Here is a 20,856-nt window from a genome sequence, read left to right as displayed (position 1 = left end):
TCAGCGGGCGCGGCGCGCGCGGCGGGCGCGCAGTCCGACGGCGAGCGCGGCGAGGCCGGCCAGCGCCAGACCGGTCACCGTCTGGCCGGTGTCGGGCCCGGAGCCGCTGGTGGCGACCGTGGCGAAGTGCGCGGTGCCGCCGCCGCCCGCGGGAACCGGTGCGATGGGCGAGGCGGCGACGGAGACCGGGGCGACGGACGCGGCGGGCCGGGCGCCGTCCGGGCCGCCGACCGTGAGGCTGCCGGTGATCACCCGGTCGCCGCAGCCGACCTTCACGGTGTAGGCGCCCGGTTCGAGGCCGGAACGGACCCGGGTCTCGCCGGTCAGCGCGCCCTGGGCACCGGTCAGCCGGGCGTCGGAGACGAAGGCGGCCGAGGCGGCGGTGCCCTGCTCGCCCGCGCAGCCCTCCGTGCGCACGGTGAGGTCGGCGCCGGGCGCCGGGGAGGCGGGGGTCACGGCGACCGAGCCGGCGCCGTCCGCCGCGTGGGCCGCGGGAGCGGCCGCGGTGACCGCGGCGACGAGGATTGCGGTACAGACAGTGAGGCGTAGTGAGCCCATCGTGAACCTCCAGTTACTCAGGAGGCTCCCCCGCACCGGGCGCCTCCGCATCCTCGGGAGGCGCCCGGCTGCTCTGAACGGGTGATACGGGGTTTCGGCTCAGACCAGGTCGACGAGGTCCGCGATGGAGTCGACGGTCTGGGACGGGCGGAACGGGTAGCGGTCGACGTCGGCGGGCCGGGTGACGCCCGTCATCACCAGGAAGGTGCGCATCCCGGCCTCCAGGCCCGCGAGGACGTCGGTGTCCATCCGGTCCCCGATCATCGCCGAGTTCTCGGAGTGCGCGCCGAGCGCGTTCAGTCCGGCCCGCATCATCAGCGGATTGGGCTTGCCGACGAAGTACGGCTTCTTGCCGGTGGCGGCGGTGATCAGCGCGGCGACCGAGCCGGTGGCGGGCAGGTCGCCGTCGGTGGAGGGGCCGACGTTGTCGGGGTTGGTGGCGATGAACCGGGCACCGCCGTTGATCAGGCGGACGGCCTTGGTCAGCGCCTCGAAGGAGTAGGTGCGGGTCTCGCCGAGGATCACGAAGTCGGGCTCGTGGTCGGTGAGGATGTAGCCGATGTCGTGCAGGGCGGTGGTCAGGCCGGCCTCGCCGATGACGTAGGCGCTGCCGCCGGGCCGCTGGTCGTTCAGGAACTGGGCGGTGGCCAGCGCCGAGGTCCAGATGTTCTCCACCGGCACGTCCAGGCCCATCCGGCGCAGCCGGGCGTGCAGGTCGCGGGCGGTGTAGATGGAGTTGTTGGTGAGCACCAGGAAGGGCCGGCCGGACTCGCGGAGCTTCTTCAGGAAGGCGTCGGCGCCGGGGATGGGCACGCCCTCGTGGATCAGGACGCCGTCCATGTCGGTGAGCCACGACTCGATGGGCTTGCGGTCTGCCATGTGTTGCGTCTCCTGGCGTACGTACGGGCGGAAAACGGGGCGCCGGAACCACGGCGTACCGACGCCCCCAGCCTAGTCAGGACCGGTCGATCCGGACCCCGTCGATCACCCAGTACCAGTTGTTGCCGCCGGTGTAACGGAACCGGACCCGGGCGCTGGTGGCGCCCGCCGGCACCTGGAGGGTGACCGTCTCGGTGCGCGAGGGCACGTCGGCGGTGTACGTGCGCACGCTCACCGGGGTGCCGCCGTCGTAGGAGACGAGGACCTCGCCTTTCTGCGGGGACTCGTGCCGGTAGTAGGTGGTGTACGTCAGCACGGCCCGGCCGCCGCCGGTGACCGGGTAGGCGGGGCTGACCAGGGTCGAGTCGAAGGTGCCGGTGACGGACTTGTCGGTCCACTCGTCGCCGTCGGCCACCGCGAACACGTTCCGGGCGCGGACGTTGCCCTCGCGGTTCTGGTCGCGCTGGGCCTGGGTCCAGAACTCGTCGGTGGTGAAGGACCAGCCGCGCCACTCGGTGACCCCGCCGCCGCCCATCGCGGAGTTGTCGACGGACCAGCCGGGCGGCGGGGTGTGGGTGAAGCCCACGGTGGCCGCCGGGATGCCGGTCTCGTCCACGCGGGTCGCCAGCGAGCCGCGCAGGGCGTCGAAGTCGTCCGGGGCGGGCTGCTGGACGGGGCGGCCGTCCAGTTCCCAGGCGGGGTCGAGAGGGATGCCGAGGTGGGCGAGGGCGGAGGCGGCGACGTCCGGCATCTTCACGTCGTGGCGCACCGATCCGGGCGCGAGCGACGGTCCGGTGGCGATGAGGAACGTCTGCCGCTCCTGGAGGCTGGAGCCGCCGTGGCCGCCGGCGTCGGTGTGGCCGTGGTCCGCGGTGACCATGATCAGCCAGTCCTCGGCGGCGTACGACGGCCGGGCCTCGACCGCGGCCACGATCTGCCCGACCTGCGCGTCGGCGGCCTCGATGGCGTCCAGGTACTGCCGGGAGGCGGCGCCGTAGGTGTGGCCGGCGTGGTCGATGTTGTCCAGGTGGACGAAGACCGCGTCCGGGTTTCCGTCCCTGAGCCGGGCGACCGCGCGGGAGGTGGTGCCGGTGTCGTACTCGGCGCCCGGGGTGGAGACGCGGGTGTCGACCTTCGCGGAGAACACCGTGTCGGTGAGCGGCGTCCAGGAGGCGACGGCGTACGTGGACAGGGCGGGCCGCGCGGTCTCGGCGCGGGTGAGGAAGTCCGGGTAGCGGGTGAACCGGGCGCCGGTGAAGGCGTTGTCCTTGACGTTGTGCTTGTCGGGCCAGACCCCGGTGATGATCGTGGACCAGCCGGGTCCGGAGAGGGTCGGGGCGAGCGGGTCGGCGTAGATGCTGCTGGGCGCGGTCAGACCGGCGGCCATCAGTGCGCCGAGGTTCGGTGCGGTGGCGTCCTTGATCCGGCTGAGCAGTGCGCCGTCCAGGCCGATGACCAGGACCTTCGGGGTGCGGGTCGCGGCCCGGGCGACGGCTGCGAGCGGCCCGGCGGTGGCGGCCACGGCGGCGGACAGGAGGAGGGAGCGGCGGGAGAGGCGGGGCACGGGGTCCTCCGGAGGAAGAGGGGCGGACGTGCGTACGGGCATGGCGGCGCCCCCGGTGGTTCCAGGGGCGTGCGGTCTCGCGGCGCGGGGCCGTCCGCGGCCGCGCGCCACGGGGATCAGCTGCCGGTCGCGGACTTCCAGTCCTCGACGTAGGCGCCGAGGTTCTTCTCGATGTCGTTCCAGTCGGGCTCGAAGACCTCGACGCCGTCCATCAGCCGGGCCAGCGCGACGGCGTTGGCGTCGGTGGCCTCGACGTCGCCGCGGGCGGCGAAGCCGCCGCCGATCGCGCTGACCTCCCGCTGCTGCTCGCGGGCGAGCATGAAGTCCAGCAGCTTCTTGCCGTTGGCGCTGTGCGGGGCCTTGGTGACCAGGCCGGCCGCGTAGGGCAGGGCGAAGGTGGTGGGCTTGCCGTCGGGGCCGGCCGGGAACCAGATGCCGAGGTTCGGCATGGTCTTGGACTGGGCGTGATTCATCTGCACATCGCCGTTGGCGACGAGGAGTTCGCCCTTGTCCACCTTGGGGGCGAGCTTGCCGGTGGAGGCGGACGGGCCGACGTTGTTGGCCTGGAGCTTCTTCAGGTAGGCGAGGGCCCGCTCCTTGCCGCCGAAGTCGTGGACCGCCTTGACGAGCACGGCGGTTCCGTCGCCGGCGACGCCGGGGGTGGAGTACTGGAGCTTGTTCTTGTAGCGGGAGCCGAGCAGTTCCTGCCAGGTCTTCGGCGGCTGCTTCAGCTCCTTCTTGTTGTAGACGAACCCGAAGTAGTTGTCGACGACCGAGGTCCAGGTGGAGTCGGGGGCCTTGCCCGCGCCGTCGACCCGGTCGGCGCCGGCCGGACGGTACTTCTGCAACAGGCCCTTGGCGGCGGCCTGCTGGATGAACGGCGGGAGCGTGACCAGCACGTCGGCCTGCGGGTTGCTCCGCTCGCGGACGGCACGCTGCACCATCTCGCCGGAGCCGCCCTCGACGTACTTCACCTTGATGCCGGTCTGCTTCTCGAAGTCCTCGAAGACCCGGTCGTACCAGCCGTCGCCGTTCTCCCCCTTGAGGCCGTCGGCGCTGTAGACGGTGACGGCCTTGGCGTCGGAGGCGGCGGAGGTGCCGCAGGCGGAGAGCGTGGGAGCGGCGAGGAGGGCGAGGGCTACGGCGAGCGGGAGGCGGTTTCCGGACATGGCGAGGCGGACTCCTGGCGTGAAGTGCGGGAAAGGTGCGGTCGGTTCAGCGGTACGACGCCCGGGTGCGGACCCGGGAGACGGCGAACAGGACGAGCAGGGTCGCGGCCATCAGGACCACGGCGACGGCGGACCCGGTGAACAGCGCGCCCCGGTCGGTGGCCGCGTAGACCAGCACGGGCAGCGGGGTCCAGTCCGGCGGGTAGAGCATCATCGTGGCGCTCAGCTCGCCCATGGACAGCGCGAAGCACAGGCCGGCGGCGGCGGCCAGCGAGGGCAGCAGCAGCGGCAGCCGCACCCGGAACAGGACGCGGGCGGGCCGGGCGCCGAGGGAGGCGGCGGCCTGTTCATAGGCCGGGTCGAGGCGGGTGAGGGCGGCCGAGACCGACTGGTGGGCGAAGGCGGTGACCAGCACGGTGTGGGCGATGATCACGATCCACCGGGTGCCGTTGAGCAGCAGCGGCGGCTGGGAGAACGCCACCAGCACCGCGAGGCCCACCACCACCGACGGCACGGCGACCGGCAGCACGAACAGGGCGTCCAGCACCCGGCGGTGGCGCTTTTCCAGGGCGGCCGCGGCCAGGGCGGCCCAGGTGCCGGCGGCCAGCGCGAGCAGGCTGGCGGCGACGGCCGTGACCAGGCTGGTGGTGAGCGCCTGGAGGGCCTCGCCGCGGGTGGCGGCGCGGTAGTGGTCCAGGGTGGGGCCGGAGGGCAGGGCGCCGGACCAGTGGGTGGCGAAGGAGGCGCCCAGGACGACCAGCAGGGGCAGCGCGAACAGCGGCAGGAACAGCACGGTGAACACCGCCCACACGGCCCACCTGGCCTTGCGGCTATGCACCAGCACGACGGCTCACCACCCGGTACAGGCCGTACAGGCCCACGGAGATCAGGACGTTGACGACGGCGACCGCGCAGGCGCCCGGGTAGTCGGACTCCAGGATCGCCTTGCCGTAGACGAGCATCGGCAAAGTGGTGACCCCTTTCGCGCCGGTGAACAGCACGATGCCGAACTCGTTGAGGCACAGCACCAGGACGAGGCTGCCACCGGCCGCGAGCGCGGGCAGCACCTCGGGCAGGATCACCTGCCGGACGATGCGCGGCGCCCGCGCGCCCAGCGAACCGGCCGCCTCCAGCAGCGCGGTGTCGAGCTGCGCGAACGCGGCGAGCAGCGGGCGCATCACGAACGGCGTGAAGTAGGTGACCTCCGCCAGCAGCACGCCCCAGGGCGTGGTGAGGAACTGGAAGGAGCCGACGATGCCCGTGCCGCCGTAGAGGAACAGCAGCGCCAAGGTGATCAGGAAGGACGGGAAGGACAGGTACACGTCGATGAACCGCGCCACCGCCTTCGCTCCGGGAAACGGCACGAAGGCGATGACCAGCGCCAGCAGGAATCCCAGGACCAGGCAGCCGGCGGTGGCGGCCAGTGCCAGCCACACGGTGGTCCACAGCGCGTGCCGGAACGCCTCGGAGGCGAAGACGTCGGCGTACGGCTCCAGGGAGGTGCCGCCGGTGTCGGGCCGGAGCGACTGGCGGACGACGAGGACGAGGGGGTAGAGGAAGAAGACGGCGAGCAGGACGACCGGGGGGAGCGCCCGGAGGCGGGGGGTCCACCGCCGCCGGCTCTCGCCGCGCCGGGCGGAAGGAGCGGCTACGGCCCGCGGCGCGGTGTCAGTGGTCATCGCCGGCCACCCCCGCCGGCAGCAGCACGCCGTCGTCGGGCGCGAAGTGCAGGGCCACCGGGTCGCCGAGGGCCGGCGGCTCCTTCAGCTCGCGCACGTCCGCCGTCATCGTGTGGCCGCCGACCTCGACGTACAGCCGGTGTGTGGCGCCGCGCCACTGGATCTCCCGTACGGTGCCCGGAAGCCGGTTGGGTCCCTCGCCCAGCCCGACCAGATGCGGCCGTACGCACAAGGTGGCGCGGGCGCCCGCGGCGGCCCCGGCCGTGTCGAGCCTCAGTTCGGTGCCCGCGAAGGACACGCCCCGGTCGGTCACGGTCACCGGGACCAGGTTCGCGCCGCCCACGAAGGACGCGGTGAACGCATCGGCGGGCGCCCGGTACAGCTCCCGCGGCGTGCCGCACGCCCGCAGCCGGGCCGAGTCCATCACCGCGATCCGGTCGGCGAGGGTCAGCGCCTCGACCTGGTCGTGGGTGACGTACAGCATCGACACGTCGGGCAGTTCGCGGTGCAGCCGGGCGAGTTCGGCGAGCATGCCGGAGCGCAGCCGGGCGTCCAGCGCGGACAGCGGCTCGTCCAGGAGCAGCACGCGCGGCCGGATGGCGAGCGCGCGGGCGATCGCGACGCGCTGCTGCTGCCCGCCGGACAGCTCGCGCGGATGGCGGCGGGCGTAGCCGGCCATGCCGGTCAGCTCCAGCGCCTCGGCGACCCGCTGCCGGATCTCGTCCTTGGGGGTCCTGCGGGCCTTGAGTCCGAAGGCCACGTTCTCGTCGACGCGCAGGTGCGGGAAGAGGGCGTAGCTCTGGACGACCATGCCGATGCCGCGCCGGTACGGCGGGAGGTCCGTCACGTCCTCGCCGCCGAGGTACACCCGCCCGGACGCGGGCCGCACGAACCCGGCGACCGCCCGCAGGGCGGTGGTCTTGCCGGAACCGGACGGCCCGAGGAGCGCCATGACCTCTCCCGGCTCGACGGTCAGGTCGAGGGAGTCGAGGACGACGTTGCCGTCGTAGGCGACCGTGACGGAGTCGAAGCGGATGCCCATGTCAGCGGTCTCCGGCGAGCAGGCCGGGCAGGCCGGCGACGGAGTCGAGGACGTGGGTGGCGCCGGCGGCGGTGAACTCGGCGTCGCCGTGGGCGCCGGTGCGCACGCCGGCGACCAGACCGGCCCCGGCGCGTACGCCGCTGAGCACGTCGTACGACGTGTCGCCGGCCACCGCGATCTGCCGGACGTCCTCGGCCGCCTTGGTGCGGACGAACGCCTCCAGCACCATGTCCGGGTACGGCCGCCCGCGCCCGCCGGCGTCGGCCGGGCACAGGGTGAGCGGCACCAGGCCGCGCCAGCCGAGGGCGTCCAGGACGGCGTCCTGGGTGACCCGGGCGAAGCCGGTGGTGAGGACGACGGTCCGGCCGCCGGCGGTCAGTTCCTCGATGGCCTCGCGGGCTCCGGGGACCGGCGCGATCAGGCCCTGGTCGACCAGGCCGCCGTACGCCTTCTCGAAGGCGGTGTTGGCGCGCCGGGCGCGGTCCTCGTCGCCGAAGAGGTGGCGGAAGACGGAGATCTTGGACTCGCCCATGGTGGCGCGGACGTAGGCCAGGTGCTCGGCGTGCTCGGCGGAGCCGGGCTCGACGCCCAGCTCGGCGGCGGCGGCGGCGAAGGCGCGCTCGACCAGGCCGCCGTCGGCGACGGTGGTGCCGGCCATGTCGAGGACGACCAGACGGATGCCGGGCGCGACAAGGGCGTCCGGGGTGTTCGGGGTGACGGAGGTCATGGGGGTGCTCACCAGCCCAGTTCGTTCGCGGTGGTCTCGGCTATGGCGGGGGCGCAGGTCATGCCGCGCCCGCCGGGCCCGGTGACCAGCCACACGCCCTCGCGCACCTGCCGGCGGTGGACGACCTTGCCGGGGTCGGTGCACTGCGCGTACACGCCCGCCCAGCGGTGCCGCACGCGCGGCAGCGGCCGGCCGAGGAGGGACTCCACGACGCCGGTGAGGTGCTCGTAGGGCTCCTCGACGGTGTCGAAGGCGAAGGGGTGCTCGTACTCGTGGGTGTCGCCGATGGTCAGGCCGCCGTCGGCGCGCTGCACCATCAGCAGCTGCATCTTGTGCGCGGCGGCGGTCGGCGGCTGCGGCCGGCGGGCGTTCAGCTCGTCCAGCGCCCCGGAGGCGTAGGCCGGGTAGTAGCGGAAGCTGTCGGCGTCGGCGACGGAGGTGGTCAGCGGCTCGCCGAGCGGGTCGGTCTGCATCATCTGGAGGCGGACGCGGCGCACCGGGAGGTCCGGGCCGGCCAGCTCGCGGACGAGTCCGCCGAGCCAGGCGCCGGTGCACAGCACGACGGCATCCGCGTGGTGCGTGTCCCCGTGGTCGTCACGGACGGTGCCGGCGCCGGTCACCTCGCGCACCTCCCGGCCGGGCAGGAAGGTGTAGTCCGGCGACTTCAGCAGCTCGGCGCGCAGGGCGAGCTGGGCGGTGCGGGGCTCCACGGCCGCGTCGCGCTCGCAGTACAGGGCGGCGGTGAAGTCGCCGCGCAGGGCGGGGTTCAGGGCGCGGGCCTCGCCGGGGGTGAGCAGCTTGTAACCGCGGGCGGCGGCGTCGGCGCGGGCCACGGCGGCCTCGGCGACGGCCAGTTCGAGCGGGCCGCGGACCGGTGTGAGGGAGCCGTTGGGGCGGAAGCCCAGCGCCGGCACCCGGCCGCCGATCCCCTCCCACAGCTCCCGCGCCCGCAGGGCGGTTTCCAGCTCTTCTCCGCCGGCGCGCCCGCTGACCCAGATCTGCCCGAAGTTGCGCACCGAGGCGCCGCGCGCCTCGGTCTCGCGTTCGATCTGGACGACCTTGTGGCCGCGCTCCACTGCGTGCCAGGCGTGCATGGTGCCCACCACGCCGGCTCCTACGACTGTGACTCTCACGGCGGTAACGCTCCTCGGGACGCGGGAACCGGAGACATCCGGCTGACAACGAGAGCGTGAACGAGCCATCACATTTGGGCTAGACCCGTTATCTATTTGTGATCATCGCGGAGTGTGCGGCGACCGGTGTGCTCAGCCTCTGAGGTGGGTGGTGAAGGAGAAGCGGTCGCCTCGGTACAGCGACCGCACCCGTTCCAGCGGGCGACCGCCGGTGTCCCGGGAGATCCGGTGGATCAGCAGCATGGGCAGGGCGGGCGGGGTGCCGATGAGCAGGGCCTCGCGGGGAGTGGCGAGGACGGTCTCGATCCGCTCGTCGGCGTCGCCGAAGGAGATGCCCTGGGCGGCGAGATAGCCGTAGAAGGAGGAGTCCGGATCGAAGTCGGCGTCCAGCCGAGGTACCCGCGCGACGGCGACGTACGTGCTCTCCAGGCCCACCCGCTCGTCGTCGGCGAGCAGCACGCGCTCCAGGTGCCAGACGGGTTCGCCGCGGGTGAGTCCGGTCTCGGCGGCCAGCGGGTCGGGGCACGGGAACCGGTCGAGGGTGACGAGGGTACGGCCGGGCGTGCGCCCCTGCCGGCGTACGCCCTCGGTGTAGCTGGCGAGGGACAGCGGCTGGGCCAGCTTGGGTCCGGCGACCACCGTGCCCCGGCCCCGGCGCCGCAGCCGTCCCTCCAGCACCAGGTCCCGCACGGCCTGCCGCACGGTCTCGCGGGCCACGTCGTAGCGCTCGGCGAGATCCCGCTCGGTGGGAATGACGCCGTCCTCCCCCAGCTCCTCCAGCAGCGCGGCGATCCGCGCCTTCACCGCGTAGTACTTGGGGATGCGCCCGTGCTCGGGGATGCCGGAGCGGACGGGGGCGCCGGGGGCCTGGTCGTTGGGGTAGTCCACGGGGGGATCGTCGCAGATGGGGGTCGGCGGGTGGGGAGGGGGCACAGGGCCGGGTCAGCGGCGGTCACGGAAGAGGAGGAAGGCGCCGGTGACGGCGGCCAGGAGGACGAACAGGGGGACGAGGACGGCGAGGGGGGCGTGGGTGAGTCCGGCCGCGATGCGGGTCAACCGCGCGGGGAGGGACTCGGGCCGGGGGCGGGAGGGGCCGGTGGTGGTGGGTACGGCCACGGGGTGGACGGTGTCGTGGGTGGGACGCGGGGTGCCGGACGGGGGTGCGGCGCGGGCTTCCTCGACTTCCTCCGGGTCCTCCTCAGGATGTTCGGCGTCTTCGGCGTCCGCCTCCGTGTCCCCGGCGATGCCGAAGCGGTAGGCGTCGGACTCCCCGATCCAGTCGCCGTCCTGGCCCCGCCGCTGTACGACGGCGGCGTTGGCGGTGACCTCGTCGGCCACGGCGTCGGGAGCGAGCGAGAACCGGATGCGTACGCTCACGGTCCGGCCGGCCGGCACGGTGAACCCGGCGAAGCCGGGGCCGTCCAGCACGCCGACCAGTTCCTCGGCGTCGGTGGCCTCGAAGGCGACCGGACGGGCGCGGGGGCCGTCGTAGAAGTGCAGGCGCGGCTGGTCCGGGCGCAGCGCGCGCTTCTCGTCCACGAGGACCACGACCGGGTGGACGCCGGCGCAGGTCCGGTCGGTGGTGTTGGTGAGGTCGAGGTACCAGGTGCCGGGTGCGCCGCCGGCCTCGTACGACACCGGGCCGCCCCGGATCCTCGCGGCCAGCGGGAAGGTCCGCGCGTCGGTGCCGGCGCAGGAGGAGGCGGCGGGGGCCTGGGCGGCTGGGGCCTGGGCGGCGCGCGCCGGCAGGGGGACGGCGGTGGAGGTGACGGCGGTGGCGGCTGCCGCGGTGAGGAAGAGGGACAGGGACGTGCACAATCGCATGAACACATGACCCTGCCGGGCGGGGCGGGACGGACCGCGCCGCCATGCCGGGGCGCCGGACAAGTCCCCTCTACCAGCGGACAGGGCCCACCGGCCGCGCATGCCCGCGGCCCCACCACGGCCGGCCGCACGCGCCCCTGGAGACGGCGCGCCGTGACAGCCGCACCACCCGACACGCCGGGCAGGGCCACCGCCCCGTCAGCCCCTACGGCCCCGCCACGGCCGGCCGCGCGGTTCCGCGTGCGCCGTCGTCGGAGCGCACCGTCCCGGCGTCGTGAACCGCCGAGCCCCTCACGCGTCCCCTCGCCCGAACAGCGGGGCCAGCAGCAGTTGTGCCGCTCCCTCGGCCACCAGGCGCTCACCCCTCGGAGCGACCCCCACCGGCGTGGGCCCGGTCGCTCCCTGGCGCCGGGCCCGGGTCGTCAGCACCTCGGTGACGCCCCGTACATAGACCTCCGGCGCCCCGGCGACCGTGCGTCCCCCGAGCAGGACCCCGTCGATGTCCAGCAGGCCGACCAGGTTCCCGGCCGCCACGCCGAGGACCCGTGCCGCCTCCGCGATCTCCCCGCGCGCCGCCGCGCCGAGGCACAGCGCCTCCACGCAGCCGCGGTTCCCGCACTCGCACCGCGGCCCGTCCAGCTGGATCACCTGGTGGCCGAACTCGCCCGCCCCGGTCCGCGCCCCGCGGTGCACGCTGCCGTCGATCACCAGCCCGGCCCCGAGCCCCGTACCGAGGTGCAGGTACGCGAACGAGCGGCCCGCCGCCTCCTGCGCGCCGCCGACCGCCAGCCCGAGCGCCGCCGCGTTGGTGTCCTTGTCCACCACCACCGGCATCCGCAGCCGCTCCGCGAGCGCGTCCCGCAGCGGGAAGCCGTCCCACTCGGGGAACCCGGTGACCCGGTGCAGCACCCCGCCCGCATGGTCCAGCGGACCCGGCAGCGCCACCCCCACCCCGACCAGCGGTCCGCCGCCGGCAGGGCCCTCGCCGAGCCGCCGTCCGGCCACCGCGCGGACCGCCGCGCAGACCGCGCCGAGCACGGCCCCGGCCCCCGCCCCGAGGTCCAGTTCCCCGCGCCGCTCCGCCACCACGGCCCCGTCCAGGTCGACGAGCACCGCGCGCAGTTCGTCGCGGTCCAGGTGCACTCCGACGGCATGCCCCGCCTCCGGCACCAGCCGCAGTACCGTGCGCGGCTTGCCCCCGGTCGACGCCCGCCGCCCGGCCTCCGCCGCGAACCCCTCCGCCCGCAACCGCGCGGTGATCTTGCTGACGGCCTGAGGGGTCAGCCCGGTGCGCTCGGCCAGCTCCAGCCGGCTGACGCCCTCGGCCCCGGCGTCCCGCAGCAGCCCCAGCACCAACGCCGTGTTGTGGCTGCGCACCACACCGAGATTCGCCCCCACCGGCCCACCACTGCTCTTCACGTCGTCCATTCTCCCCACCGCTTGCACTTTCGCAACAGCGTTGCCAAAGTGGGACGCATGACTGCTACCCCCCTCCGCGTCGGCCTGATCGGCTACGGCCTCGCCGGCTCGGTCTTCCACGCCCCGCTGATCGCCGCGACCGAGGGCCTCGCCCTGGACACCGTGGTGACCACCAACCCGGAGCGGCAGCAGCAGGCCCGCGCCGAGTTCCCGGACGTCAGGCTCGCCGCCACCGCCGAGGAACTGTTCGCGCGGGCGGACGAGCTGGACCTCGTCGTCGTCGCCTCGCCGAACAAGACGCACGTACCGCTCGCCACCGCCGCCCTCGACGCCGGCCTGCCGGTGGTCGTGGACAAGCCGGTCGCCGGCACCGCGGCCGAGGCCCGCGCGCTGGCCGCCCGCGCCGAGGAGCGCGGTCTGCTGCTGTCGGTCTTCCAGAACCGCCGCTGGGACAACGACTTCCTGACCCTGCGCGGACTGCTGGCGGACGGCGCGCTCGGCGACGCCTGGCGGTTCGAGTCCCGCTTCGAGCGCTGGCGTCCGCGGCCCAAGGGCGGCTGGCGCGAGTCCGGCGACCCGGCAGAGATCGGAGGTCTGCTCTACGACCTCGGCAGCCACGTCGTCGACCAGGCCCTGGTCCTCTTCGGCCCGGCCGCCGAGGTCTACGCCGAGACGGACATCCGCCGCCCGGGCGCCGAGACCGACGACGACACCTTCATCGCGCTCACCCACACGAGCGGCGTCCGCTCCCACCTGTACGTCTCCGCGACGACCGCCCAGCTCGGCCCCCGCTTCCGGGTGCTGGGCTCGCGCGCGGGCTATGTGAAGTACGGCCTGGACCCGCAGGAGGCGGCGCTGCGCGAGGGCGGCCGGCCCGGCACCACCGCCGACTGGGGCGCCGAGGACGAGTCGCTGTGGGGCCGCATCGGCTCCGGTGACTCCCCGCTGACCGGCGGCGGCACCCCCGTACCGACCCTGCCGGGCGACTACCCCGCCTACTACGCGGCCGTCGCCGCCGCCCTGCGCGGCGCCGGCCCCAACCCGGTGACCGCCCTGGAGGCGGCCGCCGCGCTCGACGTACTGGAGGCGGCCCGCCGGTCCGCCCGCGACAAGGTGACGGTGACCCTCTGATGCCCGACAACACCCCGACCGTCCAGGAACTGGAGGCGCAGCAGCGGCGCCTGGTCCTCAAGCGGTTCACCCACGAGGACGCCTGGGCCCTCGGCTGCCTCCTGGTCGACCTGGCCCGGGAGCGCCGGGCGCCGGTCGCCGTCGACATCCACCGCGCCGGCCAGCAGCTCTTCCACGCCGCCCTGCCCGGCTCCACCCCGGACAACGACGCCTGGATCGCCCGCAAGCGCCGGGTGGTGGAGCGCTACGGCGCCCCGTCCTACCTGGTCGGCGCCCGCTTCCGCGCCAAGGGCACGACCTTCGAGGAGTCCTCCCGCCTCGACCCGGACACCTACGCGGCGCACGGCGGCTCCTTCCCGCTGACGGTGGAGGGCGCCGGCGTGATCGGCGCGGTGACCGTCTCCGGTCTGCCCCAGCTGGAGGACCACCGGCTGGTGGTGGAGGCGCTGGAGGAGTTCCTCGGCCGTTCGGCCGACTGAGGGAACAGCGGGAATCACCCGGGGCGCCCTCCGGTTGCCACGACGGAAGGCCGCACGATCATGGCCTCAGTCCACCACCGGAGGGATCGCATCCGATGACCACCGCACTGAAGGAGACCGTCGGCCGGTACGGCGTCTGGAGCTTCGAACTGCGCTCCGAGGACCCGGCCCGGCGCCGCGAGCTGGACGAGGCCGCGGCCGAGCTGGAGGAACTCGGGTACGGCGCGATCTGGCTGGGCGGCAACAGCTCCGAGGACCACGCGGCCCCGCTCGTCGGCGCCACCCGGGGCATCGTCGTGGGCACCAGCATCCTGAACATCTGGCAGCGGGAGGCCGCCACCACCGCGGCCGGCTTCGCCGAGCTGGAGGCGGCCCACCCCGGCCGGTTCGCGCTGGGCCTCGGAGTGAGCCACGGTCCGCTGGTGAAGGACTACCGCCGCCCGTACGGGGCGATGGTCGACTATCTGGACGAGCTGGACCGGGCGGGCGTGCCCGCCGGACGCCGGGTGCTGGCCGCGCTCGGCCCCCGGATGCTGGAGCTGTCCCGCGACCGCGCGGCCGGCGCGATCCCGTACCTGACCACGCCCGAACACACCGCCGAGGCCCGGGAGATCCTGGGCACGGGTCCGCTGCTGGCCCCGGAGCTGAAGGTGGTCCTGGAGTCCGACCCGGACCGCGCCCGCGAGACGGCCCGCGCCTACCTGGCCAACTATCTGCGCCTGCCCAACTACACGAACAACTTCCTGCGGCTGGGCTTCACGGAGGCGGACGTCGCCGAAGGCGGCAGCGACCGGCTCGTCGACGCGGTCTTCGCCTGGGGCGAGGAGGACCGGATCCGCGAGCGCGTGACCGCCTTCCACGAGGCGGGCGCGGACCACGTGGCCCTCCAGGTGGTGACGGCGGACACCGGCGACACCCTCCCCAGGCAGGAGTGGCGCCGGCTGGCCTCGCTGCTGGGATAGCCGGTCCGGCCCGAGGGGCGCCGGGAACCACGCGGCCGGCCCGGGAACCACGCGCGGGCCACGAGGCCGGAGCGGTTCCCGGCGCTCCCGGCGGAGCGTCTACGCGTCCTTCAGCTCCTGCCGCTGCCGACCGAGCCCGGTGATCTCCAGCTCCACCACGTCCCCGGCGCGCAGGTACGGCTTCGGCTCGGGCGCTCCCATCGCCACCCCGGCCGGCGTGCCGGTGTTGATGACGTCGCCGGGATACAGGGTCATGAACCGGCTGAGGTAGCGCACGACCTCGCCCACGGGAAAGATCTGCTCGGCCGTCGTACCGTCCTGCTTCAGCTCGCCGTTCACCCACAGCCGCAGGGACAGGTCCTGCGGGTCGGTGATCTCGTCGGCCGTCACCAGCCACGGGCCCAGCGGGTTGAACGTCTCGCAGTTCTTGCCCTTGTCCCAGGTCCCGCCCCGCTCGATCTGGAACTCCCGCTCGGAGACGTCGTGCGCCACCGCGTACCCGGCGACGTGCGCGAGCCCCTCCGCCGCCGAGTCCAGGTAGCGGGCCGTACGGCCGATGACGACCGCCAGCTCGACCTCCCAGTCGGTCTTCACCGAGCCGCGCGGCACCAGCACCGTGTCGTCCGGCCCGACCACCGTGTCCGGCGCCTTGAGGAAGACGACCGGCTCGGAGGGCGGCTCGGCGCCGGTCTCGCGGGCGTGGTCGTGGTAGTTGAGCCCGATGCACACGACCTTCCCGATCCGGCCGAGCGGGGGCCCGATCCGCAGTCCGGCCGCGTCCAGCGCGGGCAGGCCGCCGGACTCGGCCGCCGCGCGGATCCGGCCGAGCGCGTCCTCGTCGGCGAGGAGCGCGCCGTCGATGTCGTCCACGAGGCCCGACAGGTCCCGGAGGGTCCCCTCGGCGTCGAGCAGTGCGGGGCGTTCGGCCCCGGCCGTACCGACTCGCAGCAGCTTCACGGTCACCATCTCCCTCGATCGCGGGCGCCCGCCGATGTGTGCAGCCATCGGAGGACTGGCCGATCCTCCAATTCCGCCGTCCACTCCGCAAGACCTTGTTCAGGTACTGGACCGTAACCGGGACGCCCGGTACCGCTCAGCGGTCAGCGGCACAGCAGGGACTGCTCCGCCGCGCTCCACGCCGTACTGGTGACGACGTACAGCGCCGCGGCCAGCGGGACGACCGCCACCGTGACGAGGGTGAAGAAGGACAGGAACGGGGTCAGCCGGGCGACCGCGGCGAGTTTGGGCACCTGCTCACCGCCGGCCGCCGGGACCGGCTGTCCGGCCGTCGTGCGGCAGGCGCGCCGGTAGTTGACGGTGGCGACGGCCGCGACGAGGGCGAACAGGCAGAGGTAGACGACTCCGGCCGGGCCGAACACTCCGCCGTCGGCGAGCGCGTCGCTCCAGCGGCCGCCGAGCGGTGCCGCGAACAGCCGGTGGCCGAGGAGGGAGTTGGCCTCGCCGCCGATCGTGCCGCTGGAGAAGAGGTGGAAGAGGAGGAAGAAGGCGGGCAGCTGGAGCAGGCCGGGCAGGCAGCCGGAGAGCGGGGAGACCCTTTCCCGGGCGTGCAGTTCCAGCACCGCCCGCCGCAGCCGCTCGGGGTCGCGGGCGTGCCGGACGCGCAGCGCGTCGATCCTCGGCTGGAGCGCGGCGCGGGCGCGCCGGCCGCGGGCGGCGGCCCGGGACAGCGGGTGGACGAGGAGGCGTACCAGCGCGGTGAACAGGACGATCGCGGCGGCCGCCGCGGAGGCGTGGAAGAGCGGGGTCAGCAGGTCGGCGAGGTGCTCGACCAGACGGGCGAAGACGGACATGGATGAGCCCTCCGGGGGTCTCGTCGTGCCGGAAACGGCCGGGAATCAGGGAGATTCGGCGGGGATACGGCTGACGAGCCGCGCGGGGTCACGCGTCGGCGGACGCGCGGTCCTGCGGGCATGCGGACGTACGGATACTCGCGCGGACGGATGCGCGGAGGTGCCCTACGCGGCGCTCGTCGCCGGTCCGGCGTGTCCGGGGGCCCTGGGCCGCCGCCTGCCGGGCGCGTCGGGATCGCGCTGGGACAGGAAGGCCGTACGGCGGGCCCGGTCGCGGATCGCCGTGCGCACCCGGGCCGAAGGCACGGCGGGCACGCGCCGCGCGGCCGGCAGGGCGCGGACGGCGAGTGCCGCGGCGGCGGTGGCGGTCGCGGCGAAAGCGACGGCGGCGGTGAGACCGCCGCTGCCGAGGAGGGCGGTGTGCAGCAGCAGCTGCGCCAGGAACAGCGGGAAGACGAGGGAACGCGGGGCTGCGGCGCGGCCGTGCATCGCGACTGCCCCCTCTCCCCGTCGTACCGCCGTCAGTGTGCCGTGTGCGCCGGTTCGGTCTCCAGGGGCTCCAGGAGCCGCTTCGGCCGCAGCAGCGCCCTGCTGACCGGGTCCTGCGGAGCGGTGTCCAGCTCCGGGCCCGGCACCATGACAACGTCGGCGACCGGTACGGGAGTTCCGCAGTCGGCGCACGTTCCGTACGGCCCGACGTCCCCGCCGCAGTCCGCGTGCCGGAAGGACCTGAGCCGGCCGGCGTCGGCGTGCTCGCGGCCCCACTGACCCAGGGCGCGCAGCGCGGGCCAGAGGGCGGTGCCGCGCTCGGTGACGACGTACTCGTCGCGCGGCGGGCTCTCCTGGTACCGGCGCCTTTCGAGGATGCCCTGCGCGGTGAGCGTCCGCAGCCGGTCCGAGAGGACGGCGCGCGGGATGCCGAGGTGGACGAGGAAGTCGTTGTAGCGCCGGACGCCGTAGATCGCGTCGCGGACGACGAGCAGCGTCCAGCGCTCGCCGACGACCTCCAGCGCGCGGGCGATCGAGCACTCCTGCGTCGCGTAGTCCTTGCCCAGTGCCATGCCGTCCACTGTAACCGCGCGACCGGATATTGGTTCATTCACGGAACCGACGGTGCTACGGTGACGGCGACCACGTCGATTCAATGACCGAACCGAGGCACACGGGCTCCGCCGGACCGAACCGGACCGGATCGCGGGGCCCCGGAAGGACACGACAGGCCATGGCCCGGCCCGATTCCGCCACCACCTCCGCCGCCACCGGCACCACTCCGGGCGGCGCCCCCGCCCGCCCCCGCGCCACCCTCGCCCTGACCAGCGCCGCGACCGCCGTGACCCTCATGGCGTACACCGCGCCGATGGTCACGCTGCCGGACACCGCGAGCGACCTGGGCACCCCGCTCTCCGCCCAGGCCTGGCTGCTCAACGGCACCCCGCTCGGCCTCGCCGCGCTGCTGCTGGTGGCCGGCAGCCTCGCCGACGACCACGGCCGTCGCCGGATCTTCCTCGCCGGCACCCTCGGCCTCGGCCTGACCACCGCCCTCGGCGCGTTCACCACGTCGACCTGGCAGTTCACCCTGGCCCGCGTCGCCCAGGGCGCGGCCGGCGCGGCCCTGCTGGCCAGCGCGCTCGGACTGATCGTGCACGCCTTCCCGACCCCCCGCGGCCGGCTGCACGCCACCGGGGTGTGGGGCGCCTTCGTCAGCGGCGGCATCGCCGTGGGCCCGCTGCTCGCGGGCGCGCTGCCGAACTGGCGGCTCGGCTACGGCCTGCTGGGCGCCGCCGCCCTCGTCGTCGCCGCGCTCGGCAGCCGGACCCTGACCGAGTCCCGCGCCCCGCGCGGCGGCCGGCCGGACGTGCTCGGCGCGCTCACCTTCGGCGTGGCGCTCGCCGCCCTGGTCGCGGCCCTCACCCTGGGCCGGGACGGCTGGCTGCGCGCCCCGGTCGGCCTGCTGCTCGCGCTGGCGGTGCTGCTCGTCGCCGCCTTCGTCGCGGTGGAGCGCCGGGCCGCCACCCCGATGATCGACCTCGGGCTGCTGCGCCGGCGCCGCTTCCTGGCCTCCTCCGCGGGCGGCCTGTTCACCGGACTCGCCGTGATCGGCGTCTTCAGCTATCTGCCGGCGCTGATCCAGCAGACGCTGGGACTGGCGCCGCTGACCACGGCCTGGCTGTTCCTGCTCTGGGCCGGCCTGAGCTTCGCCGTCGCCCTCCAGGTCCGGCACCTGGCCGGCCGGCTCGCCCCGCGCACCCAGCTCGCCCTGGGCTTCGCGCTGCACACGGTCGCCGTGCTGACCATGCTCGGTGCCGTGGGCGCCGGTTCCTGGCCCCGGCTGCTGCCCGGCCTGGTCATCGGCGGGATCGGCAGCGGGCTGCTCAACGGGGCGCTGCCGCTGCTCGCCGTGGAGTCGGTGCCGCGCGAGCGGGCCGCGATGGGCTCCGGGGCCCAGCAGACGTTCCGCTACATCGGCTCCTGCGCGGGCGTGGCCCTGACCATCGCCCTCGCCACCTCGGCCGGCGACCTGGCCCGCGGCACGGACATCGCCCTGATGGTGTCGGCGGGACTGGCGGTGGCGGGCGCGGCGAGCGTGCTGGCGCTGCGGGAGACCGCGTGACGTTCACGCAGGCGCTGACCGGGGCGGCGCGGAGACCGGTTCCGCCGGGGCATGCCGGCAACTCGCCTGCGGCTGGACCGGTTTCACACGAGGCGTACCGGCAACTCGCGCGCGCCCGGACCGGCTTCACCTGGTTCGTACCGCCCTCCACCGGCCGCGGATGGCGGCCCGATCGCTTTCTCAACGGGTTTGAGAAAGGGCCGTCACAACCCTCGACAACGCCGTCCGGAAGCCCCGATGCTTCCTGTTGGCATGCCGGGGGGACGAGTCGGCACCGCTATCAGGAGCGCGGTGCCGCAGCCGCATGGAGAGGCAGCGAACGCATCCATGATCCGACGCAGAACACTGCTGGCCGCCGCGGGCGGCGGCCTTCTCGGCAGCGCGCTGGCCACGGGCACGGCCCGGGCGGACGCGACGATATCCGTCAACCCGTCGACCTCGTACGGCACGTGGGAAGGCTGGGGCACCTCCCTGGCCTGGTGGGCGAACGTCTTCGGCACACGGGACGACTTCGCCGACATCTTCTTCACCACCGGCAACACGACGTACAACGGCACCTCGCTGCCCGGCCTCGGGCTGAACATCGCCCGCTACAACCTGGGCGCGTGCGGCTGGAACAGCGTGGACGGCGCGTCGATGGCCGTCTCGCCGAACATCCCGTCCTTCAAGCAGATCGAGGGCTACTGGCAGGACTGGACGAACGAGGACCCGGCCTCCGCGGCCTGGAAGTGGACTGCGGACGCCGCCCAGCGGGCCATGCTCGTGAAGGCGACCCAGCGCGGCGCGGTCTCGGAGCTGTTCGCCAACTCGCCGATGTGGTGGATGTGCGCCAACCACAACCCGTCCGGCGCGGCCGACGGCGGCAACAACCTCCAGTCCTGGAACCACCGCCAGCACGCCGCCCACCTCGCCGCCGTCGCCCTGTACGCCCGGCAGCACTGGGGCGTGACCTTCCAGACGGTGGAGCCCTTCAACGAGCCCTCCTCGTCCTGGTGGACCGCGACCGGCACGCAGGAGGGCTGTCACATCGACGCGGCCACCCAGGCGGCCGTACTGCCGTACCTGCGCGGCGAGCTGGACAAGCGCGGCCTGACCGGCACCCGGATCGCCGCGTCCGACGAGACGAGCTACGACCTGGCCCGCACCACCTGGAACTCCTTCTCCGCCACGGCCAAGGGGTACGTCGACCGGGTCAACGTGCACGGCTACCAGGGCTCCGGGGGCCGCAGGGACCTGCTGTACACGGACGTGGTGACCACCGCCCGCAAGGCACTGTGGAACTCCGAGACCGGCGACAGCGACGCCACCGGACTGACCACGGCGAGCAACCTCCTGTACGACTTCCGCTGGCTGCACCCCACGGCCTGGGTGTACTGGCAGGTGATGGACCCGAGCGCGGGCTGGGCGGCGATCGCCTACGACCCGGCCACGCGGCAGCCGGGCGCGGTGCAGACGAAGTACTACGTCCTGGCCCAGTTCACCCGGCACATCCGCCCCGGCATGACGATCCTGGACACCGGGGTGAGCTATGCGGCGGCGGCCCTGGACCGCGCGGCCAAACGCCTGGTGATCGTCGCCGCCAACACCTCCGCCTCCGCCCAGACCCTGACCTTCGACCTGTCCCGCTTCTCCGCCGTCACCGGCGGCTCCGGCGGCCTGGTCCCCCGCTGGAACACGGTCACGACGGGCGGCGACCGCTACACGCCCCACTCGGACCTCCGCCTGAACGGCAAGACGCTGGCGGTCCCGTTCGCGGCGAAGTCGGTCCAGACGCTCCAGATCGACGGCGTCACCGTGTGACGGCCCGGCCCGGGGCCGGGACGTCCCGGCAGCCCTTCGCGGGCCGGGAACCTGTGACCGTACGGACG

Annotated in this window: 21 protein-coding genes; 5 read left to right on the top strand and 16 right to left on the bottom strand. The window is 74.2% G+C overall.

Going from position 1 to position 20,856, the window contains the following annotated elements; genetic code table 11:
* The 12 genes from SCK26_RS23830 to SCK26_RS23775 all read right to left on the bottom strand — a co-directional run bounded on the left by SCK26_RS23830 (window position 1) and on the right by SCK26_RS23775 (window position 12,003).
* Window positions 1-558 (bottom strand): hypothetical protein, encoded by a 558-nt coding sequence (locus tag SCK26_RS23830; protein WP_318203355.1) that lies wholly within the window; start codon window positions 556-558, stop codon window positions 1-3.
* Between the two features lie 99 nt (window positions 559-657).
* Window positions 658-1,437, bottom strand: a complete 780-nt coding sequence (locus tag SCK26_RS23825) for an HAD-IIA family hydrolase (RefSeq protein WP_318203354.1) — start codon at window positions 1,435-1,437, stop codon at window positions 658-660.
* A gap of 76 nt (window positions 1,438-1,513) precedes the next feature.
* Window positions 1,514-3,043: an alkaline phosphatase family protein gene (locus SCK26_RS23820; RefSeq protein WP_318203353.1), complete on the bottom strand. Its 1,530-nt coding sequence runs from the start codon at window positions 3,041-3,043 to the stop codon at window positions 1,514-1,516.
* A gap of 74 nt (window positions 3,044-3,117) precedes the next feature.
* The gene (locus tag SCK26_RS23815) at window positions 3,118-4,170 is read right to left on the bottom strand and encodes a 2-aminoethylphosphonate ABC transporter substrate-binding protein (protein WP_318203352.1); all 1,053 of its coding nucleotides are present in this window, start codon (window positions 4,168-4,170) and stop codon (window positions 3,118-3,120) included.
* A gap of 46 nt (window positions 4,171-4,216) precedes the next feature.
* Entirely contained in the window at window positions 4,217-5,014 is a 798-nt protein-coding gene (locus SCK26_RS23810; RefSeq protein ID WP_318203351.1) for an ABC transporter permease, read from the bottom strand.
* Window positions 5,001-5,849: a 2-aminoethylphosphonate ABC transporter permease subunit gene (locus tag SCK26_RS23805; protein ID WP_318203350.1), complete on the bottom strand. Its 849-nt coding sequence runs from the start codon at window positions 5,847-5,849 to the stop codon at window positions 5,001-5,003. Before SCK26_RS23805 ends, SCK26_RS23810 begins: the two co-directional genes overlap by 14 nt.
* Entirely contained in the window at window positions 5,839-6,891 is a 1,053-nt protein-coding gene (locus SCK26_RS23800) for an ABC transporter ATP-binding protein (protein ID WP_318203349.1), read from the bottom strand. Before SCK26_RS23800 ends, SCK26_RS23805 begins: the two co-directional genes overlap by 11 nt.
* Before the next feature lies 1 nt (window position 6,892).
* Entirely contained in the window at window positions 6,893-7,618 is a 726-nt protein-coding gene (locus SCK26_RS23795; protein ID WP_318206076.1) for an HAD family hydrolase, read from the bottom strand.
* Window positions 7,619-7,626: 8 nt separating this feature from the next.
* Window positions 7,627-8,751 (bottom strand): TIGR03364 family FAD-dependent oxidoreductase, encoded by a 1,125-nt coding sequence (locus SCK26_RS23790; protein WP_318203348.1) that lies wholly within the window; start codon window positions 8,749-8,751, stop codon window positions 7,627-7,629.
* Window positions 8,752-8,883: 132 nt separating this feature from the next.
* The gene (locus SCK26_RS23785) at window positions 8,884-9,639 is read right to left on the bottom strand and encodes a GntR family transcriptional regulator (RefSeq protein ID WP_318203347.1); all 756 of its coding nucleotides are present in this window, start codon (window positions 9,637-9,639) and stop codon (window positions 8,884-8,886) included.
* Between the two features lie 54 nt (window positions 9,640-9,693).
* Complete coding sequence (locus SCK26_RS23780; RefSeq protein ID WP_318203346.1) at window positions 9,694-10,575, bottom strand: hypothetical protein; 882 nt, start codon at window positions 10,573-10,575, stop codon at window positions 9,694-9,696.
* A 291-nt stretch (window positions 10,576-10,866) separates the two neighbouring features.
* Window positions 10,867-12,003 carry an ROK family transcriptional regulator gene (locus SCK26_RS23775; RefSeq protein WP_318203345.1) on the bottom strand — a complete coding sequence of 379 codons (1,137 nt, stop codon included), beginning with the start codon at window positions 12,001-12,003 and terminating at the stop codon, window positions 10,867-10,869.
* A 48-nt stretch (window positions 12,004-12,051) separates the two neighbouring features.
* On the opposite strand from SCK26_RS23775, the gene SCK26_RS23770 reads away from it, so the two are divergent.
* From SCK26_RS23770 to SCK26_RS23760, 3 genes are all read left to right on the top strand, one after another.
* Complete coding sequence (locus SCK26_RS23770) at window positions 12,052-13,125, top strand: Gfo/Idh/MocA family oxidoreductase (protein ID WP_318203344.1); 1,074 nt, start codon at window positions 12,052-12,054, stop codon at window positions 13,123-13,125.
* Window positions 13,125-13,604: a heme-degrading domain-containing protein gene (locus SCK26_RS23765; protein WP_318203343.1), complete on the top strand. Its 480-nt coding sequence runs from the start codon at window positions 13,125-13,127 to the stop codon at window positions 13,602-13,604. The genes SCK26_RS23770 and SCK26_RS23765 overlap by 1 nt, the downstream gene beginning before the upstream one ends.
* 95 nt (window positions 13,605-13,699) lie before the next feature.
* Entirely contained in the window at window positions 13,700-14,566 is an 867-nt protein-coding gene (locus SCK26_RS23760; protein ID WP_318203342.1) for an LLM class F420-dependent oxidoreductase, read from the top strand.
* Between the two features lie 99 nt (window positions 14,567-14,665).
* Here SCK26_RS23760 and SCK26_RS23755 read toward each other — a convergent pair whose 3' ends face one another.
* The 4 genes from SCK26_RS23755 to SCK26_RS23740 all read right to left on the bottom strand — a co-directional run bounded on the left by SCK26_RS23755 (window position 14,666) and on the right by SCK26_RS23740 (window position 17,447).
* Entirely contained in the window at window positions 14,666-15,523 is an 858-nt protein-coding gene (locus SCK26_RS23755; protein ID WP_318203341.1) for a fumarylacetoacetate hydrolase family protein, read from the bottom strand.
* 143 nt (window positions 15,524-15,666) lie between these two features.
* The gene (locus SCK26_RS23750; RefSeq protein ID WP_318203340.1) at window positions 15,667-16,377 is read right to left on the bottom strand and encodes a YidC/Oxa1 family membrane protein insertase; all 711 of its coding nucleotides are present in this window, start codon (window positions 16,375-16,377) and stop codon (window positions 15,667-15,669) included.
* Window positions 16,378-16,542: 165 nt separating this feature from the next.
* Window positions 16,543-16,866, bottom strand: a complete 324-nt coding sequence (locus SCK26_RS23745) for a DUF6412 domain-containing protein (protein ID WP_318203339.1) — start codon at window positions 16,864-16,866, stop codon at window positions 16,543-16,545.
* Between the two features lie 32 nt (window positions 16,867-16,898).
* Window positions 16,899-17,447: a helix-turn-helix domain-containing protein gene (locus tag SCK26_RS23740; RefSeq protein ID WP_318203338.1), complete on the bottom strand. Its 549-nt coding sequence runs from the start codon at window positions 17,445-17,447 to the stop codon at window positions 16,899-16,901.
* A 152-nt stretch (window positions 17,448-17,599) separates the two neighbouring features.
* Between SCK26_RS23740 and SCK26_RS23735 the strand changes: the two genes are divergently transcribed.
* Window positions 17,600-18,988 carry an MFS transporter gene (locus tag SCK26_RS23735; protein ID WP_318203337.1) on the top strand — a complete coding sequence of 463 codons (1,389 nt, stop codon included), beginning with the start codon at window positions 17,600-17,602 and terminating at the stop codon, window positions 18,986-18,988.
* A 327-nt stretch (window positions 18,989-19,315) separates the two neighbouring features.
* Window positions 19,316-20,788 (top strand): glycoside hydrolase, encoded by a 1,473-nt coding sequence (locus tag SCK26_RS23730; RefSeq protein WP_318203336.1) that lies wholly within the window; start codon window positions 19,316-19,318, stop codon window positions 20,786-20,788.
* Window positions 20,789-20,856: the final 68 nt, after the last annotated feature.

The organism is Streptomyces sp. SCL15-4, from assembly GCF_033366695.1.
Lineage (GTDB): Bacteria > Actinomycetota > Actinomycetes > Streptomycetales > Streptomycetaceae > Streptomyces.
Note: the sequence above shows the minus strand (reverse complement) of the source record. Positions and strands in the feature narration are given on the sequence as shown.

Bases quoted from the DNA above. Each gene is read 5' to 3' on its own strand.
- SCK26_RS23780 (WP_318203346.1), bottom strand. From the start codon at position 10,575: ATGCGATTGTGCACGTCCCTGTCCCTCTTCCTCACCGCGGCAGCCGCC.
- SCK26_RS23830 (WP_318203355.1), bottom strand. From the start codon at position 558: ATGGGCTCACTACGCCTCACTGTCTGTACCGCAATCCTCGTCGCCGCG.
- SCK26_RS23760 (WP_318203342.1), top strand. From the start codon at position 13,700: ATGACCACCGCACTGAAGGAGACCGTCGGCCGGTACGGCGTCTGGAGC.
- SCK26_RS23750 (WP_318203340.1), bottom strand. From the start codon at position 16,377: ATGTCCGTCTTCGCCCGTCTGGTCGAGCACCTCGCCGACCTGCTGACC.
- SCK26_RS23735 (WP_318203337.1), top strand. From the start codon at position 17,600: ATGGCCCGGCCCGATTCCGCCACCACCTCCGCCGCCACCGGCACCACT.
- SCK26_RS23815 (WP_318203352.1), bottom strand. From the start codon at position 4,170: ATGTCCGGAAACCGCCTCCCGCTCGCCGTAGCCCTCGCCCTCCTCGCC.
- SCK26_RS23770 (WP_318203344.1), top strand. From the start codon at position 12,052: ATGACTGCTACCCCCCTCCGCGTCGGCCTGATCGGCTACGGCCTCGCC.
- SCK26_RS23825 (WP_318203354.1), bottom strand. From the start codon at position 1,437: ATGGCAGACCGCAAGCCCATCGAGTCGTGGCTCACCGACATGGACGGC.
- SCK26_RS23795 (WP_318206076.1), bottom strand. From the start codon at position 7,618: ATGACCTCCGTCACCCCGAACACCCCGGACGCCCTTGTCGCGCCCGGC.
- SCK26_RS23820 (WP_318203353.1), bottom strand. From the start codon at position 3,043: ATGCCCGTACGCACGTCCGCCCCTCTTCCTCCGGAGGACCCCGTGCCC.
- SCK26_RS23805 (WP_318203350.1), bottom strand. From the start codon at position 5,849: ATGACCACTGACACCGCGCCGCGGGCCGTAGCCGCTCCTTCCGCCCGG.
- SCK26_RS23730 (WP_318203336.1), top strand. From the start codon at position 19,316: ATGATCCGACGCAGAACACTGCTGGCCGCCGCGGGCGGCGGCCTTCTC.
- SCK26_RS23800 (WP_318203349.1), bottom strand. From the start codon at position 6,891: ATGGGCATCCGCTTCGACTCCGTCACGGTCGCCTACGACGGCAACGTC.
- SCK26_RS23765 (WP_318203343.1), top strand. From the start codon at position 13,125: ATGCCCGACAACACCCCGACCGTCCAGGAACTGGAGGCGCAGCAGCGG.
- SCK26_RS23775 (WP_318203345.1), bottom strand. From the start codon at position 12,003: ATGGACGACGTGAAGAGCAGTGGTGGGCCGGTGGGGGCGAATCTCGGT.
- SCK26_RS23745 (WP_318203339.1), bottom strand. From the start codon at position 16,866: ATGCACGGCCGCGCCGCAGCCCCGCGTTCCCTCGTCTTCCCGCTGTTC.